Consider the following 17,328-nt stretch of genomic DNA (forward strand, 5'->3'; position numbering starts at 1 on the left):
TATTCATCTTTATTGCTTAGCGCCGGATTAAAGTTTTTGAAACTCTACGATTGTCGACACGTCGCTGTCCTTAGGGGCGATCGAGTATAAAGTCAGGATGAATGCCCGATTTCGCAATGAACTCATCCACATCGGCACCAGCAAAGAATCCAAAACCTGCGATAAGAGCAGTTTTGACACCCGCGATCTGCCCGCCAAGGATATCGGTGTGTAAACTATCGCCGACCATGACCGTTCGTGCAGGATCGACCGTCCCTAGTGCCGCAAAGGCGCGATCAAAGATGTTTTTAAATGGTTTTCCAAAAAACTGTGGGATCACACCTGTACGATCAGCGAGGCGATGTGCAAAAGCGCCCGGTTCCGTAGAAAATCCCGTCTCTCGCGGTGCGACAATGTCGGGATTTCCAACATAAACCCGACGCGGGTTATACCTGATCGACGCCTCGAGCATTGCTTGGCGATCTTGTGTCCAGACCGCGCTTCCGATCATCAAAAACGCATCGACCGAATTATATGCAACCGGATCATCAGCAAGGTATGTGATGTTCAGATCTTCGAGATCAGCACGCCCAAGTTGTTCGTTGGCCATCACACCCCAATGAAGATTTGGTTCAGAACGCAAAAAATGCAACAACGTTTTGCGGCTTGTAATGACATCTTCTGGAGCAAAGTCATAACCAAGCCGTTTGTATTTTTGCATGAGACTTGCATGAGGATAGCCAGCTGCATTTGATACGATGAGCACTCTCTTGCCAGATTTTTGAAGACCCGCGACACATTCGGGAACCCCCGAAATCGCCGTTTCACCAATGTTCAAAACGCCAAAAGCATCGAGAAAAAATGTATCGAAATCATCCGCAATTGCATCAAGATCGGGGCACGTCACACACCGACCTTGAGAACATACCTGTGGTAAGCGGTGGCGCACGTTTTCATAGGCAACAAATGCCTCTTTCATATTCAAATGATTGCACCTCTTACCTTAGCAGAAACCCATTCAGAGATAACAACCGCCAGTAAGATCACCAGCAATATCAACGACACTTGGGGCCATGCCAAAACGTTGAGCGATGATGAAAGTTGTAAACCGATACCCCCTGCACCAACCAACCCTAACACCGTACTTTCGCGGATGTTAATATCCCAGCGGAATACGGCAATTCCTGCCAAAGCGGGCAAAATTTGGGGAACGATTCCATATGCCATAACCTGCCAGCGTGATGCACCAGTGGCGGTAATCGCCTCAACCTGTGAAGTGTCAATCTCTTCGATCGCCTCATACAACAGCTTTGCGCAGAATCCAACAGATCGGATCGCAATTGCGATCACCCCTGCGAACACCCCAGGGCCAATTATGGCGATCAGTAACAACGCCCAGATCAAGGAATTGATCGAACGCGTTGATACGATGATGAGCAATGCAATCGGGCGAATGATATATTGTGACGGAGTGGTGTTACGTGCCGCCAAAAACGCCACGGGGACCGCAATGATTAACGAAATAATTGTGCCAAGCGTCGCAATATTCAACGTGTCCCATATCGGTTTTCCCAGTTGTGAGAAATATGACCACCGCGGCGGGGTTGCCCGATTCCAGATGTCATCCGCGATGCGTGGTGCATCCCAAACAAAAAACCAAGTCGTTGCGTCCGAAATCTGCTGCCAGCAATAGGCAAAAATTGCGACGCCGATCAGCCATAGAACCCAATGGCTCAAGCTTTCACGGCTGGTTCGGCGTTGCCAATTTTTTTGGCCTTTAAGTTCTTGCACTGGCATTACTGCACCCTCGCGCGAATTATGCCAGACAGATATTCCAGCAACATTACAATAACGATGATGATCAATAATATTGCTGCTGCCGTGTCGTATTCGTATCGATCAAAAGCAGTGTTAAGCGTCGCACCGATACCACCTGCCCCGACCAGACCAAGAATGGCGCTCTCGCGAAAGTTTATATCCACACGATAAATGCTTAATCCGATCAGCCGTGGCATTACCTGAGGCTGTACGCCATAATTGATCCACTGAGACCATTTGGCGCCAGATGCCTTGACGGCCTCGGCTTGAACCTTGTCCATACTTTCAATATCCTCCGCCAGCAATTTCGAAAGAAAACCGATCGTGGCAAAGCTGAGTGTCAGAAAACCAGCAAGTGGGCCAAAACCAAAGATCGCCACCAAAAGTATCGCAACGATTATTTCTTGTAAGGCACGCGAAACCGCGATGATCGCGCGGCAGACAAGATAAACTGGAAGTGGCGCGACGTTACGCGCAGCACCAAGCGCAATCGGGATGGAAATCGCGATCCCCACAACCGAAGAGGCCACCGTTATAATTATGCTTTCAACCATACCGTCCCAAATATCGCCAGAGCGGGATGTGAAATCAGGATTAGTGAAGGCAAGAACGAACTGTTTGCCGCGCTCCAACCCTTCGTAGACGCGCGACCAATTCACATCAATCGTCAAAACGGCGGCGATGAGATAGGCAATAAAACCTATCAATAACGTCCATCGTAGCCATGATCGTTTGATGAAGGGTGGCTTTTTCCAAGGCTCTCCAATTGGAACAGTAAATTCGCTCATTCGGCGGCCTCTACTTCTTCTTCGTCTGCCTCTTCAATCGTCGCTTCCCAATCTTCTTCTCCATAGATCGTCGTTAGCACATCAGGGCTAAGCCCTTCGGGTGAACCATCGAATTCAATCGCGCCAAATCGCAGGCCAATCACGCGTTGCACGAACATCTGCGCCAACGCCACGTCGTGGATATTTATGATTGCCGCAAGGCCGCGTTCTTTGCACAATTCGCAAATCAATCGCATAATCTGACGAGAGGTTTTTGGATCAAGCGACGCGGTTGGTTCATCAACCAGCAACAATGCGGGGTTTTGAATAAGTGCGCGACAAATACCAACGCGTTGACGTTGCCCACCCGAAAGCTCGTCCGCGCGTTTATCCGCCATATGCGCTAGCCCGACACGATCCAAAAGGCGGAACGCCTCGTCGACATCTGTTTGTGGAAATCGCCGCAAGAAACTTCGCCAAAAACCAACATAGCCCAAGCGACCAGACAGAACGTTTTCCATAACAGTCAGTCGTTCGACCAACGCATATTCTTGGAAAATCATCCCCATGCGCCGCCGTTCCCGCCGCAAAGCAGCAGCAGACAGACCCGTCAATTCAACATCGTCAAGATAAACCTTGCCCGACGTTGGCTCCACTAATCTGTTAATACAGCGAATGAGGGTGGATTTCCCCGCGCCTGATGGACCGATGAGCGCCACAACTTGGCCCTCTGGCACTTCTAACTTCAAGCTTTTTAAAGCCTGATCACCAGTTTTGTAGGTCTTTACAAGATTTTCAAGCCGCAGCATGAAGCCCCCCCGCTCAATAATTATTTTGGAAAGGGCGGGCACCAAAGCCCGCCCAATTAGGGCTTATTCGCAGGCGTAACTCACACCGTTTGCGGTATCAATTTTCCGGATCACTTCCCAGAATTCCTGATACGTCATCTCAAGGAATTGACCTTCGTTTGATTTTTCAAACTCGGCCTGAAGAGACGTCCCATCCCATTCAAAATTCAAGAACGCATTGCGGATCTTATCTTTTAAATCTTGGGTCAAGTTATGCGCCGTTCCAAATCCGGTGGTCGGAAATGTCTGTGATTTGTAAATTGTCACAACTTGTTCTGGTTTGATCACATCACGGCTGATCATCCGTGCTTTGACCGAATTCGCGATAGAGGCAGCCATGTAATCTTTGTTTGCAACGCCAAGAATGGAATTGTCATGTTTGCCAGAATACACTGGTTCAAAATCGCGATCAGGAAGCAAATCGAAATCGCCCTTCAAGATGGCGCTTGGCGCTTTGAAGCCCGAATTTGACGTCGGAGAGGTGAATGCCAACTGCTTCCCCTTAAGGTCTTCGACTTTTTCAATGCCAGAACCTGGATAAGTAATGATTTCCATTTCGTACCCAAAATTACCGTCTTTTGATGCCATGATGGTAAACGGATTGAAACCCGCACAATTAACAGCAAGCGGATTTGAACCCGTGTTGAAACCCGCAATATGTAGGCGGCCAGATCGCATTGCTTCGATCTGAGCAGCGTTACTTTGCACTGGGAAAAACACCACCGGTTTTCCCGTTTCATTTTCCAAATGCGTTAAGAAATCAGACCATGCAGCTTTGTAAACGGCGGGGTCTTCTACTGGGGTGTAGGCAAAGATGAGCGTGTCTGGATCAACCTGATCCGCAGGATCAGTTGGCGTATCCGCAACAAGATCGCCATCCAAATCACAGTATCGTTTATCCAAATCTCCGCGCGGACAATCTTGTGCTGTCGCAGCACCTGCCAACGAGAACGACAGCGCCACAGCAGCGCTCGTCAAAAGTGAGTTAAGTATTTTCATTATGATATCCTCCCAAGAGGTTCATGTTAACTCTATCACTTAAATTTGCAAGGAAGCGATTACCCCCGCATCGGGTTAAGCTTTGCGAATATTCTCGAATAACGAACAACCACATATCAGCACGGGAAATATCCCCCTGATATTGCTTGTTAACGCGGATGGTGAAACCGGCGCTTCATGATGAAAAGACCAATTTCCAACCCGAAGTAGCAGAATATTGGGTCGCAGAGCATTGATCGTTCCACAAGAATGGCCGCGCAGCCTTGAAAATCACGGCCAATCTGAAAACGAAATTTCTTCGGACCTTGAACGCCAAATAGGCGTAAAGGTTTGCCGGAACTGTTTCGGGGCAAGTTTCTCGTGTCGCCGAAAAAAGCGTGTGAAATATGCGGCATCCGTAAAGCCGAGCTTATACCCAATTTCCGCAACTTGAAGATTCGTCGTCACTAACAACGCTTTGGCTTCTTCCATCAAACGTCGCTGAATGTGTTGATGCGGAGGAATTCCGATAGCACGCTGCACCGCGTCATTTAGACGATCGCGCGACACACCAATACGAGAGGAATATTCCTTTACAGTCCAATGATTTAACAAGTGAAGTTCCACCAAATTCAAAAAATTATCCGAGATATGATGGGGTTGAGGTTCGCTTGTATGTAACGGTGGTGCCGCGATACGCCAAATTTCAATCAACAGTAAAGACAGACAATGCAACAGAACAGTGTCGACACCCGCTGCCATTTCATGTGTTTCGGATTCAATTTTGTCGAACAAATTTTCAAACGAATGGATCGTTGGTTTGGGAATATCCGATAAAAAGATGCGACGATTAACAACTTGCCGCACATGGGCGGAAATCAAATCTGTCGGTAATGCGCGCCCAAGAACATGTTCTGGTGTTCGGATCAAGAAACCCCGCGTCCCTGCCGCCAAAGAAATGCGCGTCGACCAACCAGTAGGTGCCCAAATCAAACAAGGGCCAATCACATCTCTTGCAATCTCTTGAGAGATAAATTCCCCACGCCCAGAGACGAGCAATACAAACACAGCGCGCTGACCAGTGGTGGAGAATTCAGTATTGGTCAACGCGCTTTTAATACGCTCGGCTTGAATGGTTTGACGTTCCAAAACGGATAACACCTCTGATTGGCGGCAAATATTCCGTCAAATGTACCATTATTCCCTCAATAAGTCTATTATCGAGACAAACTAAAACGCATAGGCTTTATCCCATATCGTGCTGGGAGAGACACGATTTCGAGAACAGCGGTCACTTTAACCGTTATCCGAATGACCATTTGGGAGGAATATTATGAAGAACGCATTTTCATGCGCTGCATCCGTAGCGCGTCATTTCACGACCTATGCGGTTACATCGCTTGCCATCGCGGCCAGCGTGACAAGCGTCAGCGCACAAGATCGCGACAAGATATCGATTGGTTATGCCATATCTAAATCGGGCCCCAATGCGGGTGGCGCGGATATGACAGTTACGCCCAATTACGAATTGTGGATCAAAGAGGTAAATCAGGCAGGTGGACTTAAACTACCCGATGGTAGCCGACTTCCGATCGAAGCTATTGCGTATGATGACCGATCCTCAGCAGAAGAAGTCGTACGCGCGGTCGAACGTCTTGCAACACAAGACAAAGTTGATTTTATCCTCCCACCATGGGGAACTGGGTTTAATCTGGCCGTGGCACCATTAATGGCAAAATTTGGCTATCCACATCTTGCGGGGGCTGCGGTAACCGACAAGGCACCTGATTTTGTAAAGCGTTGGGATACTAGCTTCTGGTTCATGGGTGGCAGCGCCGATTACGTTTCAGCATTTACCAAAATCCTTGTCGCAGAACGTGATGCTGGTCGTATTAATAACAAGATTGCGATGGTTTCGGTTGCGGACGGCTTTGGTATCGACCTTGTAAAAGCAGCGCGGCCGAGTTTTAAAGCCGCCGGTTTTGAAATCGCTTATGATAAAACATTCCCACCACAAACATCTGATTTCGCCACCATTGTAAGCGAAGCATCAAACTCACAAGCAGATACATTTGTGGCCTTTACCTATCCTCCACATACTTTCGCGTTAACAAAACAATCAAAGATCGCGAGCTTTAATCCGCCCGTTCAATACCTTGGTGTGGGTGCAGGATTCCCCGTTTATCCAGGAATTGCAGGCAGTTCGGTTGACGGTGTGATGAGCCTTGGAGGAATTGATCCAAACAACGAGTTGAACACCGCATATCGTGAAAAACACACGGAAATCGTTGGACGCGCACCAGATTATTGGGGCTCTGTCTTGATCTATGCTTCATTGCAAATGCTTGGCCAAGCGATTGAACGTGTGGGTCTGGATAAAGCAGCGGTGGCCAAGGAGCTATCCACAGGCACATTTGCAACGGTCTTGGGCGATGAAACCCGTTTAGAAGACAATCAGTTGCGCGCGATCAATTGGGTCGGCCAATGGCAAAACGGTCAGTTCGTCGCTGTTTCACCTGCTGGTGGTTCTGGCACTGCTGCGGTGAAACTGCCCAAGCCCGACTGGGAATAAATTCCGGTCTTCGTTAAACCTTGCAGAAGGTGGCGGATCAACTCGCCACCTTCCCTTTCGTAACAATTGGATAATCTATGCTTGAACACGTCATTAATGGGCTTGTGCTCGGTGGCACTTACGCGCTTGTCGCAATGGGGTTAACGATGCAGTACGGGATCGCGCGGATCATGAACCTAAGTTTTGGGGACATGATTATCGCTGCCTGTTTTGCCACACATGTTTTATTTACCGCACTCGGGATCAGCCCAATTGCAGCACTTTTGATCATCGTCCCAGCGAGCTACGCAATCAACCTTGGTATTTATCAAGTAATGATGAAACCACTGGTTTCACGTGCCGCCGACGAAGGTGCATTAGAAGTTGACAGCATTCTTTTAACCTTTGGCGTTTTGTTCGTCATCCAAGGGATTTTGTTGATTATGTTTGGCGGCGGCTATAACAGCTATAGCTTTCTAAACACTCCGGTTAAAATGCTTGGCACAGTCGTCGCTGGCAATCGTTTGCTTGCATTGGTGTTAAGCCTCGCAATTGGCGCAGTCTTGGTGTTCATTTTATATCGCACACGCTGGGGCATGATTTTGCGGGCTGTTTCACTGTCCCCCCAATCTGCACCATTATTTGGCATCGACACTGATCGCACCGCGCGAACAGCCTTTGCCATTGGCGGAGCAATGGCGGCAACGGGTGGTGTTGTTGTTTCAATGTTTCAAACATTCACCGCAACGGCCGGTGTTGTATTCACCATGAAAGCACTGATCGTGGTCATCCTTGGCGGCAAAGGAAGCATCCCAGGGGCGATTGCTGCGGGATTGCTCTTGGGGTTGGTTGAAACATTTGTTGCCGCCTATGTGGATCCAGGCTTGACGCTAGCAGCGGTCTATAGCGTGTTTTTGTTGCTCCTCTTGGTGCGCCCTAACGGATTGTTTGGAAAGGTTTAAAAATGAAAACCTCTTATGCATTTATTTTGGCGGGTGGCGTCTTGGCATTGCTGGCAACAGCACCAGTATTCATATCTGATTACTGGACGGGCGTTTTGCTTGGGATGACAGGTTACGTCACGCTTGCTACGGCTTGGGCGCTATTTTCTGGCCCAACGCGCTACGTGTCACTCGCAACCGTGGCATTTTTCGGCGTGGGCGCGTACACGGTTGCGGTTCTCAATGACATTATGCCCTACCCTTTGGTGCTTTTGTGCGCGGCTGGGATTGGCATTACGATGGCTTTGGTTGTTGGACTTTCGACGCTTCGTCTTGCGGGGGTCTACTTTGTTATATTCACCTTTGGCTTAGCGGAATTGGTTCGCCAAACCGTAAGCTGGTGGGAGGTCAACGTAACATACACCATGGGGCGATATGTGTTTTTGCCTTTCGAAGGACGTCACATTTACTGGCAACTACTCGCCTTGGCAGCTGTTACGTTTTTAATTTCCTGGTCAATTGGGCGTTCACGTATCGGGCTCGCGCTCAAAGCGTTGGGCGATGATGAAACCGTCGCGGCACATTCAGGTGTCGATGTCACACGTATCAAGCTTTTGCTCTTTGTCATTTCGTCTACGATCATCACGTTGGTCGGGGCGATACAGGCACCGCGCTGGACATATATTGAACCATCAATCGTGTTTAATCCGACGGTTAGCTTTATGACGCTCATCATGGCTCTTTTGGGTGGTGCAATGCGGTTGTGGGGCCCTCTTGTTGGTGCGATACCCTTATTTCTGCTTTTTGAGTGGCTGTCAGGCACCTTTCCCGACCATTTCTCGATCATCCTTGGATTGATGTTCATTCTTATCGTTTTTGTAATGCCAAACGGCGTATTGGCAAAATTCGACAGCCTTCGAAAAGGATCAAAACTATGAGCGCCAAACTTGAAATAGCAAACCTTAACAAGCGATTTGGTGGGCTTGTTGCTGTCAATGATGTATCTTTCAACCTTGAACCAGGCGAAGTTGTGGGGCTACTCGGCCCAAACGGGTCTGGGAAGACCACAGTGATGAACATGATCTCTGGTGCGCTCGCCTGTGATGGTGGAATTGTCCGTATCAACGGCACAGACATCACCAAAATGAAACCACACAAAGTGGCCCGACATGGCGTTGCGCGCACTTTCCAACTTGTCCGTCCATTGCCAACGTTGAACGTTTCAGAAAACGTAATGCTCGCACTCGCTTTTGGCAAACAGCGTCATTGGGGCCGCACAGCACGTGAAATGGCAGAGGACAAACTTGCCTTTGTTGGATTGGCGGGGCGTGGTCAGGAAAAAGTGGGTGACCTGACCTATATTGATCAAAAGCGGTTGGAAATGGCACGCGCCTTGGCGTCCGATCCAGATTTATTATTGTTGGATGAATGGCTTGCGGGGTTAAACCCATCAGAATTACAAATTGGTATCGACCTTGTGCGACATTTACAAGATCAGGGTATGACCATCCTGCTGGTTGAACATATTATGGAAGCGGTGCGCGCATTATGTTCGCGATGTATCGTTATGAGCGCGGGCGAAATAATCGCTCAGGGCGCGTGTTCCAAAGTGTTACAAGAAGCCAGCGTGATCAAAGCATATTTGGGGGACGATCATGCTTGAATTGAATGACATCACGGTATTTTATGGAAAACATTTGGCGGTTGATACGGTGAATATCACCCTTGCCAAAGGAGAGATTGTCGTTGTTTTAGGCGCAAATGGCGCGGGCAAATCCACCATGCTGAAAGCGGTTGCCGGCATGGTTCCCATCGCGACTGGAACTGTTGCGATTGATGGCCAGATTTTTAATGGCATACCTGCGCATCAAATCCCAGACAAAGGCATCGCCTTTGTGCCCGAAGGGCGCGGCGTTGTTGGGCAAATGACCGTCGAGGAAAATTTACGTCTTGGCGCAACCCCTGCACGAGCACGCGCATTTGAAGATGAGACTCTCGAACAGGTTTTTGACATTTTCCCCCGACTGAAAGAACGGCAAAACCAATTCGTACAAACCATGTCGGGCGGTGAACAACGCATGGTCGAGGTCGGACGCGCAATGATGGCCAAGCCTGAATTCCTATTGCTAGACGAACCGAGCCTAGGGCTCGCCCCAATTATCGTGGGCGACATGTTCAAAGCCTTGGATCGTGTGCGTGAAACGGGCGTGGGGCTTTTGATTGTAGAGCAAAACGTAAAAATTAGCCTGCGCCACGCGGATCGTGGCTATCTATTGGAAGCGGGGCGTATCACTGGCTCGGGTAGTTCCCAAGAATTAATAAACGATGCCGCTGTAAGACAAGCATTTTTGGGTGGAGACAAATAAATGGAGAAGAACATGAATGTGTTAGATCTTTTGATTGACGGCGAAAAAGTGGCGGCCATCGATGGGAAAACATTTACCCGCAACAACCCCTTGACGGGTGATGTTGCCACCGAGGCTGCGGCGGCATCCGTCGAAGACGCCAAACGTGCCGCCGACGCCGCCGCTCGTGCATTTCAAGAATGGTCACATATTGCTCCCACTGAACGGCGGCGCTTATTGCTCGCCGCTGCCGATAACTTAGAAGCGCGCGGTGATGACATTGCAAAAGCGATGGCCGATGAATTGGGCGCTACGGCGGCTTGGGCCGGTTTTAACGTGATGCTCTCTGCTGGAATGTTACGCGAAGCCGCGTCTATGACAACCATGATCAAGGGTGAAATCATCCCATCAAACCGCCCGGGTTCCATGGCCATGGCGATCCGCCAACCCGCCGGTGTTGTGCTTTCTATCGCGCCGTGGAATGCGCCCGTAATTTTAGGGGTCCGATCAATCGCAATGCCGTTGGCCTGTGGGAATACAGTTGTGTTAAAATCCTCTGAATTGTCACCACGCACCCATGCTTTGATCGTTGAAGCCATACAAGCAGCAGGTTTACCCAATGGTGTGCTCAATGTTCTGTCTAACGCACCCGAAGACGCTAATAAAATCGTTGAAACCCTCATTGAACATTCCGCCGTGCGCCGGATCAATTTCACGGGGTCAACGCGTGTTGGGCGCATCATTGCAAAACTTGCCGCAGAAAATCTGAAACCTGCCTTGCTTGAACTGGGTGGCAAGGCACCGATGATCGTCCTCGCAGACGCTGATCTTGATGCCGCAGTCGCTGCCGCAGCGTTTGGTGCCTATATGAACCAGGGCCAAATTTGCATGTCGACAGAGCGCCTTATCGTTCACCAAGATATCGCCGATGTCTTTGTTGAAAAACTAGCGGCCAAGGTCCGTGGCCTTAAGGTTGGTGACCCGCGCCAAGGCAACACGGAACTTGGTTGCGTTGTTGATGCGAGTGCAGTCACGCGGATCATGTCCTTGGTACGTGATGCACAAGACAAAGGTGCAAGCATTGTCGCGGGTGGGCACGCCGACGGGGTCTTGATGGAGGCAACTTTACTCGATCATGTCACCCCTTCTATGCGCGTTTATGCCGAAGAAAGCTTTGGCCCCACAGCATCTGTCGTGCGCGTTGGTAGCATTGACGAAGCGGTACGCGTTGCGAATGATACTGAATACGGCTTATCCGCGAGTGTGTTTGGACGTGATACAGTACAGGCGATGAATGTCGCAAAACGGATCGAAAGCGGAATTTGCCATATTAATGGACCTACGGTTCATGACGAGGCACAAATGCCATTTGGCGGCGTAAAGGATTCTGGTTACGGCCGCTTTGGCGGCATGGCAGCAATCGAAGAGTTCACGACGCTGCGTTGGATCACGATCCAAGATGGCCAACCACATTATCCGATTTGATGGTAAACGCTATGTTCAATCTAGATGGAAAAGTTTGCGTCGTGACTGGTGGCGCTGGTTCACTGGGGATGAGTGCGGCGCGCTTGTTGCACAAACACGGTGCCCGATTGGCATTGATTGACCTTGACCTCGACACGCTGCGGACGTTGGCACATGAAACGTTTGGTGAAAATTGTTCCGATATATTGTGCCTAAGCGCCGACGTATCAAACGAGGAACAAGTCAAACAGGTCATCGCACAAACCGTAGCGCATTTTGGAAAAATTGATGTGGTGTTGTCCAACGCTGGTAATTTTGGCACCGTGGCCGCGATCGAAGATTATCCCACCGAAACATTTGACGAGGTGATGGCCGTGCATGTTCGTGGTGCTTTTCTGATATCAAAATATTCAGTTCCCCATATAAAAAACGGGGGTAGTATTGTCATCACTTCCAGTGTGGCGGCCACGCGCGGTGATCCTGGGGTTTATGGTTATATCACAGCGAAACATGCGCTGACTGGTTTGATGCGAGTGCTTGCCAAGGATCTTGCTCCACGTGGCATTCGCGTTAATGCAATCGCACCTGGCCCAATCACAAATGACTTTCAACAAAGGGTCGAAGATGGGCTTGGCGCGGAAATTGGGCGCGACGGCACTGCGTTTTTTAATGAAATGATACCGCTTGGCCGACATGGCACGGCAGAAGAGATTGCAGCGTCGATGCTCTATCTTGCGTCTGCACAATCGGGGTTCACCACGGGGCATCTGTTGATGGTTGATGGTGGCATGTCGGTTTAGTTTTCATCAAACTTGGAAACGGTAGTTGCCTTGTGGCAATTATCGAACGTCGCGGCGCAATTCCAACGCAATCAGTTATCCAAATCCAAAGATAGAGGTAACGGTTGGCTCAAAACGAATTTTAACAGGGCATCAAATTGAACTTCGTCTTTTTTGCGCGCAATTTTCACCCACACTGCACGGTAAAATAATTCACCGCTAAGCTGAGCAAATTCATGTGCAAATTCAGATGGGTTTGCCGCGTTTTCAACCCGCACACGTTGTTTACACCAGAGTTCACGAAGTGCCAGAACCGCTGGGTGGTCTGTTATTTCACCAATGAACCCATAAAACGCATCAGCACCAACGCCGTCATGATGAAGAACACCACGCGTGACCGTCGAAAGTTCATGAATACCATTCGCACCTTCGTAGATCGCAGTAATACGTGCATCTCGCCATGTCTGGTTGATCCGGTATTCATTAAGATATCCATAACCACCCAAAATTTGTATCCCCAAGTCTGCGGCGCGAATACCGGCTTGTGTACAAAAAACTTTGCAAATGGGTGTTAGAAAATCAACAAGTACCGCGTTGTTTTCATTTTGCGATTTGACCAACGCAGCATGAGCCATCGCGCGTGCCCCCATCATCAATGCGCGTTGTTCATTCAACATGCGTTTCACATCGGCATGATCCGCCAATCTGGCATCACCACCATCAGGATTGCGCCCCTGCTTGCGTTCCATCGCATAGCTATGCGCGATTTTGAAAGCGCGACTTGCATGAGCCACACCCTGAAGAGCGACATCAAGACGGGCATGATTCATCATGGTGAACATCGCCCGAAGCCCCTGCCCCTGTTCGCCAATCAATTCCGCAGATGTTCCATCAAACGACATTTGGCATGTGGGCGACGCGTGCAATCCCATTTTCTCTTCGATGCGCGTGATCTGAATGTTGGATTTTGATGCCTTTTTGCTTGCTATAAACAATGACAAGCCGTTGATCGTGCCTGGATCATTTTGCGTGCGCGCGAGGATCAAGTGCAATATGTCATCGGACATATCTTGGTCGCCACCTGATATGAAAATCTTTTCTCCGTGAATGCGCCAACCATCATTATCCATAACCGCCTTGGTGCGGATCTGCGATAAATCTGATCCTGCACCCGCCTCGGTGAGGCACATGGTTGATAGTGCTTCACCAGATGCGAGCTTGGGAATCCATTCGCGTTGTTGTTCTCGACTTCCGTATCGCAATAATGTTGTGATGGCGCCTGGCACCAGATTGCACAACATTTGCATGGCATGGTTCGCGCCAGAAAAGATTTCCGAAACAGCCGCGTCAATCAATGTATTTTGCGCCATTCCACCAAATTGTTGGGGTGCCGTTAACCCTTGCCACCCCATTTCAGCCATTTGTGAATACGCTTGTGTAAATCCACCTGGCATGCGCACGCACCCATCTTCAAGCCGACACCCATCGCGATCACCAATCTCATCAAGCGGTGCGATGACGTCTTGCGCAAAACTCGCAAATGCTTGAATTATATCGCTTGCAAGATCATCATCCCAATCGGTGATGCTGTTCGCATCCGCAACTTCGCGCAGTGAAAACAGAATATCCTCGGATGGTGCCGTAAACGGGATCACCCCGTCACCCCCAACAAACGCATTGCATTTTCCTTTAGGATCAATGGGCGTACTTCGTCTTTGAACTCCGCACGATCGAATGCATCCAACCACTTTTCAGGTGCAATCATCGGCCAATCAGACCCGAACAGCATTTTTTTCTTAAGCAAACTGTTAGCGTAACGGATCAAAATTGGCGGAAAATATTTCGGCGACCAGCCTGACAGATCAATGTAAACATTCGGCTTATGTGTGGCCACGGACAGTGCTTCTTCTTGCCAAGGGAATGAAGGATGCGCAAGGATGATGGGCATATCAGGAAAATCGACAGCGATGTCATCCATAAACATCGGGTTGGAATATTTCAGCCGCATCCCGTTACCACCAGGCATGCCAGAACCAACCCCTGTTTGACCCGTGTGAAACAATGCCGGTTTGCCAGATTCTGCAATTGCCTCGTATAGCACATAGGCGGATCGATCGTTGGGATAGAAACCTTGCATTGTTGGGTGGAACTTAAAACCTTGGACCCCATGGTTTTCAACCAAATCACGCGCTTCGCGTGCGCCCATTTTTCCTTTGGCAGGATCAATAGACGCAAACGGGATCAGGATATCTGAATTTTTCGCACAAGCATCCGCCACTTCGTAATTGTTGTAACGCCGATAACCCGTCTCGCGTTCCGCATCGACAGGAAAGATTACGGCAGCAATGTTTTTCTCGCGATAATGCGCCGCCGTTTCGTCAATCGTCGGGGGATGTTCCCACGGAGCGCCAAAATAATTTGCCATCGTGCGTTGCAAATCATCATAGCCATCATCGTCGTGACAACCACATGCCTCTTCTGCATGGGTGTGAAAATCGATGGCGCGAACTTTTGAAAAATCAACCATTTGAATGCTCCTTAAACGCGAATGACCGCTGGGTCGTTATGATCATAAAGCCGATCAACAAATGCAGCGCGACGGGTCAGAATTTTACGTGTATTCAGTGATCCTTTGTCCGTAATTTCGCTATCTTTCAAAGACGGCGGTTCGGCCAAAATAATGGCGCGACTGATCCGTTTGGCGGACCCCGTAGCGGTTTTGGCCATTTCGGCCAACACATTTTCGCAAGCTCTATAAATGCTTGGGTCCACGACGGCGCCCTGTTTGACGTTTTGGTCACTCAAACTCTTGGAACGCGGAAAAATAAACAAGCCAACATCGCTACGATCCTGCCCACATACAACCACGTCCGCAGCCAGTTCGCGCAAGGCATCCAAGGCCTCTAACCGCAATTTACCCGCCTGAACCCATGTTCCGGTCAACAGCTTGAAATCTTCGGAAACACGGCCATCAAATACCAATCCGCGATCAGGATCATTTTCATTCAAAAAACGCATCGCGTCACCCGTGATCAAATATCCATCTTGATCAAATGCTTCTTTGGTCTTTTGCAGATCATTGTAATATCCAGGCATTATATTGTGCCCCTTCACACGGACTTCACAACGCATATCATCATCAGGGATCAGTTTTATTTCTGTGCCCGGTAATGGCACGCCAACAACTCCTGATCGTCCGATGGGCTCATGTACCATCAATGTGGAAGGCGCCGTTTCGGTCATGCCCCAACTGGAATTCATCAACGGTAATCGCCCGCGTACATCCATTGCCATAACTTCCAGCTGGGTCCAAATTTCCTGTGGCAGAGATGCGCCCGCATAAAAAATCATATCAAGGTCACCAAAATACGCGTTGCGCAAATCGGCATTGGTTTTCATTTCTTCGACCAACATCGAAAACCCGATCGGTACGTTGAATGACAATGTCCCCGGACGTTCAATTACATTTCGGATGGTTTGTGAAAAAAGTGCTGGTGTTGGTTTTCCGTTATCAATGACCAATGTTCCGCCATTGGCCAGCATCATATTCACATTATGCGACCCGCCAAAAACATGGTTCCACGGCAACCAATCACAAATGCGTGGCGGCGTATCTTTCAGAAATGGAAGCACTGATGCCATTTGTGCCTGATTAGCACACATCATCCGTTGTGTTGTCAAAACGCCCTTGGGATCAGAAGACGATCCCGACGTAAATAATATTTTAGCAACCGTATCAGGACCAACACCAGACAGAACAGTGTCTGCATTCACTCCACTGTCCCCTTGTAACAAGGCGGAAAATTCAGTGACCTTGCGTGGCGCACCTTTGGTGTTAGATGCGACTATTTCGATTTTATCAAACTGGGGCAATGACAATGCGGCCCCATATCGCGCGGCATCATCAACAAATGCCATTGCTGGTTTTACCTTGTCCAACACATAGATCAAACGCCCATGTGCATCAGGGATCAATGAATATTGTTCAGCCAATGGGACACTGGGGATACCAGCATATTGTGCCCCAAACGAAAGCAACGCATGATCGATGGAATTGCCCGACATAATCGCAATTGGCGTATCTTGGTTCAAGCCACGCCCAACAAGTGCAGTCGCAATTTCACGGATTTGTTCCAATGCTTCGCGATAGGTTACTTCGCGCCAACCTGCCCCCGAACGTTCTGCTAGAAAAACACGCGTGGGCGTTTTTAGCGCCCAGTGGTGCAACCAATCAGCACTGCGCAATACAATCGGGTCAAGTGGGATATTAGACCGGAGAAATATCGCATCGTTGCCACGGTTACAATCAACCGAATGCGAAACCAAATTAAGATCAGTCGTCAAATTCGTCATTTTTTGTCGCTTTCGCCCCTGCCAGACACACTTTTTATCGCGCGACCAAGCAACATTTGAAGCTGCTCAATATCGTCTGTATCCAGTTCAGAAAACATTGCCGTTTCATGGCCTTGGACGGCGCGTTCTGCTCTTTCCCAAAGCGTTATCCCCGCCGAAGTAACATGTAATGCATACACACGCCGATCATTCGCTACAGGTCGTCGTTCCAACGCCCCAACGTTTTCCAATTCGTCGACGACGACCACAACACCCGAGCGTTTGATGTTCAAAATACGCGATAGCTGTGTTTGCGAAATACCTGGGCTATCCATCAGCACTGCGAGCGCAGAAAACGTGCCGATACGCAAACCAAATGGTTCCAGAACCCGCGTCATATCTTCTTGTATCAACATATAAATGCGTTTCATCCGATAGCCGACAAATTGGCGCAAAAGCGCATCAGACTCGTTCATTGATTTTATCTTCACCACAGAATTTGAATGTTGTTTTGTCATTTTAAATC

At 49.1% G+C, this 17,328-nt stretch carries 17 protein-coding genes; 7 read left to right on the forward strand and 10 right to left on the reverse strand.

The annotated features are described in order from the left end of the window. Positions 1-70: 70 nt before the first annotated feature. The 6 genes from IE094_RS02735 to IE094_RS02760 form a co-directional block, all read right to left on the reverse strand. Entirely contained in the window at positions 71-958 is an 888-nt protein-coding gene (locus IE094_RS02735) for an HAD-IIA family hydrolase (RefSeq protein ID WP_189639424.1), read from the reverse strand. 2 nt (positions 959-960) lie between these two features. After that, complete coding sequence (phnE, locus tag IE094_RS02740) at positions 961-1,776, reverse strand: phosphonate ABC transporter, permease protein PhnE (RefSeq protein WP_189639025.1); 816 nt, start codon at positions 1,774-1,776, stop codon at positions 961-963. Beyond that, positions 1,776-2,585: a phosphonate ABC transporter, permease protein PhnE gene (gene phnE, locus IE094_RS02745; RefSeq protein ID WP_189639026.1), complete on the reverse strand. Its 810-nt coding sequence runs from the start codon at positions 2,583-2,585 to the stop codon at positions 1,776-1,778. The genes phnE (IE094_RS02740) and phnE (IE094_RS02745) overlap by 1 nt, the downstream gene beginning before the upstream one ends. Then, complete coding sequence (gene phnC / locus IE094_RS02750; RefSeq protein ID WP_189639027.1) at positions 2,582-3,373, reverse strand: phosphonate ABC transporter ATP-binding protein; 792 nt, start codon at positions 3,371-3,373, stop codon at positions 2,582-2,584. Before phnC ends, phnE (IE094_RS02745) begins: the two co-directional genes overlap by 4 nt. A gap of 63 nt (positions 3,374-3,436) precedes the next feature. Further along, positions 3,437-4,411 (reverse strand): phosphate/phosphite/phosphonate ABC transporter substrate-binding protein, encoded by a 975-nt coding sequence (gene phnD, locus IE094_RS02755; RefSeq protein ID WP_189639028.1) that lies wholly within the window; start codon positions 4,409-4,411, stop codon positions 3,437-3,439. Between the two features lie 270 nt (positions 4,412-4,681). Next, positions 4,682-5,272, reverse strand: a complete 591-nt coding sequence (locus IE094_RS02760; RefSeq protein WP_229801972.1) for a helix-turn-helix domain-containing protein — start codon at positions 5,270-5,272, stop codon at positions 4,682-4,684. Between the two features lie 451 nt (positions 5,273-5,723). Here IE094_RS02760 and IE094_RS02765 point away from each other — a divergent pair, with 451 nt between their 5' ends. The 7 genes from IE094_RS02765 (at position 5,724) to IE094_RS02795 (ending at position 12,491) form a co-directional block, all read left to right on the forward strand. After that, complete coding sequence (locus tag IE094_RS02765) at positions 5,724-6,962, forward strand: amino acid ABC transporter substrate-binding protein (protein WP_189639030.1); 1,239 nt, start codon at positions 5,724-5,726, stop codon at positions 6,960-6,962. Positions 6,963-7,039: 77 nt separating this feature from the next. Further along, positions 7,040-7,903 (forward strand): branched-chain amino acid ABC transporter permease, encoded by an 864-nt coding sequence (locus IE094_RS02770; protein ID WP_189639031.1) that lies wholly within the window; start codon positions 7,040-7,042, stop codon positions 7,901-7,903. A 2-nt stretch (positions 7,904-7,905) separates the two neighbouring features. After that, positions 7,906-8,820: a branched-chain amino acid ABC transporter permease gene (locus IE094_RS02775; RefSeq protein WP_189639032.1), complete on the forward strand. Its 915-nt coding sequence runs from the start codon at positions 7,906-7,908 to the stop codon at positions 8,818-8,820. Next, positions 8,817-9,545, forward strand: a complete 729-nt coding sequence (locus IE094_RS02780) for an ABC transporter ATP-binding protein (protein ID WP_189639033.1) — start codon at positions 8,817-8,819, stop codon at positions 9,543-9,545. Before IE094_RS02775 ends, IE094_RS02780 begins: the two co-directional genes overlap by 4 nt. Further along, entirely contained in the window at positions 9,538-10,248 is a 711-nt protein-coding gene (locus tag IE094_RS02785; RefSeq protein ID WP_189639034.1) for an ABC transporter ATP-binding protein, read from the forward strand. The genes IE094_RS02780 and IE094_RS02785 overlap by 8 nt, the downstream gene beginning before the upstream one ends. A 12-nt stretch (positions 10,249-10,260) precedes the next feature. Then, entirely contained in the window at positions 10,261-11,712 is a 1,452-nt protein-coding gene (locus tag IE094_RS02790; protein ID WP_189639035.1) for an aldehyde dehydrogenase, read from the forward strand. An 11-nt stretch (positions 11,713-11,723) separates the two neighbouring features. Continuing rightward, a complete protein-coding gene (locus tag IE094_RS02795) occupies positions 11,724-12,491 on the forward strand; it encodes an SDR family NAD(P)-dependent oxidoreductase (protein ID WP_189639036.1) in 768 nt (255 codons plus the stop codon). 71 nt (positions 12,492-12,562) lie between these two features. On the opposite strand, the gene IE094_RS02800 is transcribed toward IE094_RS02795, so the two are convergent. The 4 genes from IE094_RS02800 to IE094_RS02815 are packed head-to-tail and all read right to left on the reverse strand — an operon-like array spanning position 12,563 to position 17,320. Beyond that, positions 12,563-14,125: an acyl-CoA dehydrogenase family protein gene (locus IE094_RS02800; protein ID WP_189639037.1), complete on the reverse strand. Its 1,563-nt coding sequence runs from the start codon at positions 14,123-14,125 to the stop codon at positions 12,563-12,565. Next, positions 14,122-14,997 carry an amidohydrolase family protein gene (locus tag IE094_RS02805; protein WP_189639038.1) on the reverse strand — a complete coding sequence of 292 codons (876 nt, stop codon included), beginning with the start codon at positions 14,995-14,997 and terminating at the stop codon, positions 14,122-14,124. The genes IE094_RS02800 and IE094_RS02805 overlap by 4 nt, the downstream gene beginning before the upstream one ends. Before the next feature lie 11 nt (positions 14,998-15,008). Beyond that, entirely contained in the window at positions 15,009-16,823 is a 1,815-nt protein-coding gene (locus IE094_RS02810) for a feruloyl-CoA synthase (protein WP_189639039.1), read from the reverse strand. Next, complete coding sequence (locus IE094_RS02815) at positions 16,820-17,320, reverse strand: MarR family winged helix-turn-helix transcriptional regulator (RefSeq protein WP_189639040.1); 501 nt, start codon at positions 17,318-17,320, stop codon at positions 16,820-16,822. The genes IE094_RS02810 and IE094_RS02815 overlap by 4 nt, the downstream gene beginning before the upstream one ends. Between the last annotated feature and the right edge of the window lie 8 nt (positions 17,321-17,328).

This window comes from Paramylibacter ulvae (genome assembly GCF_014652655.1).
GTDB classification, from domain to species: domain Bacteria; phylum Pseudomonadota; class Alphaproteobacteria; order Rhodobacterales; family Rhodobacteraceae; genus Amylibacter; species Amylibacter ulvae.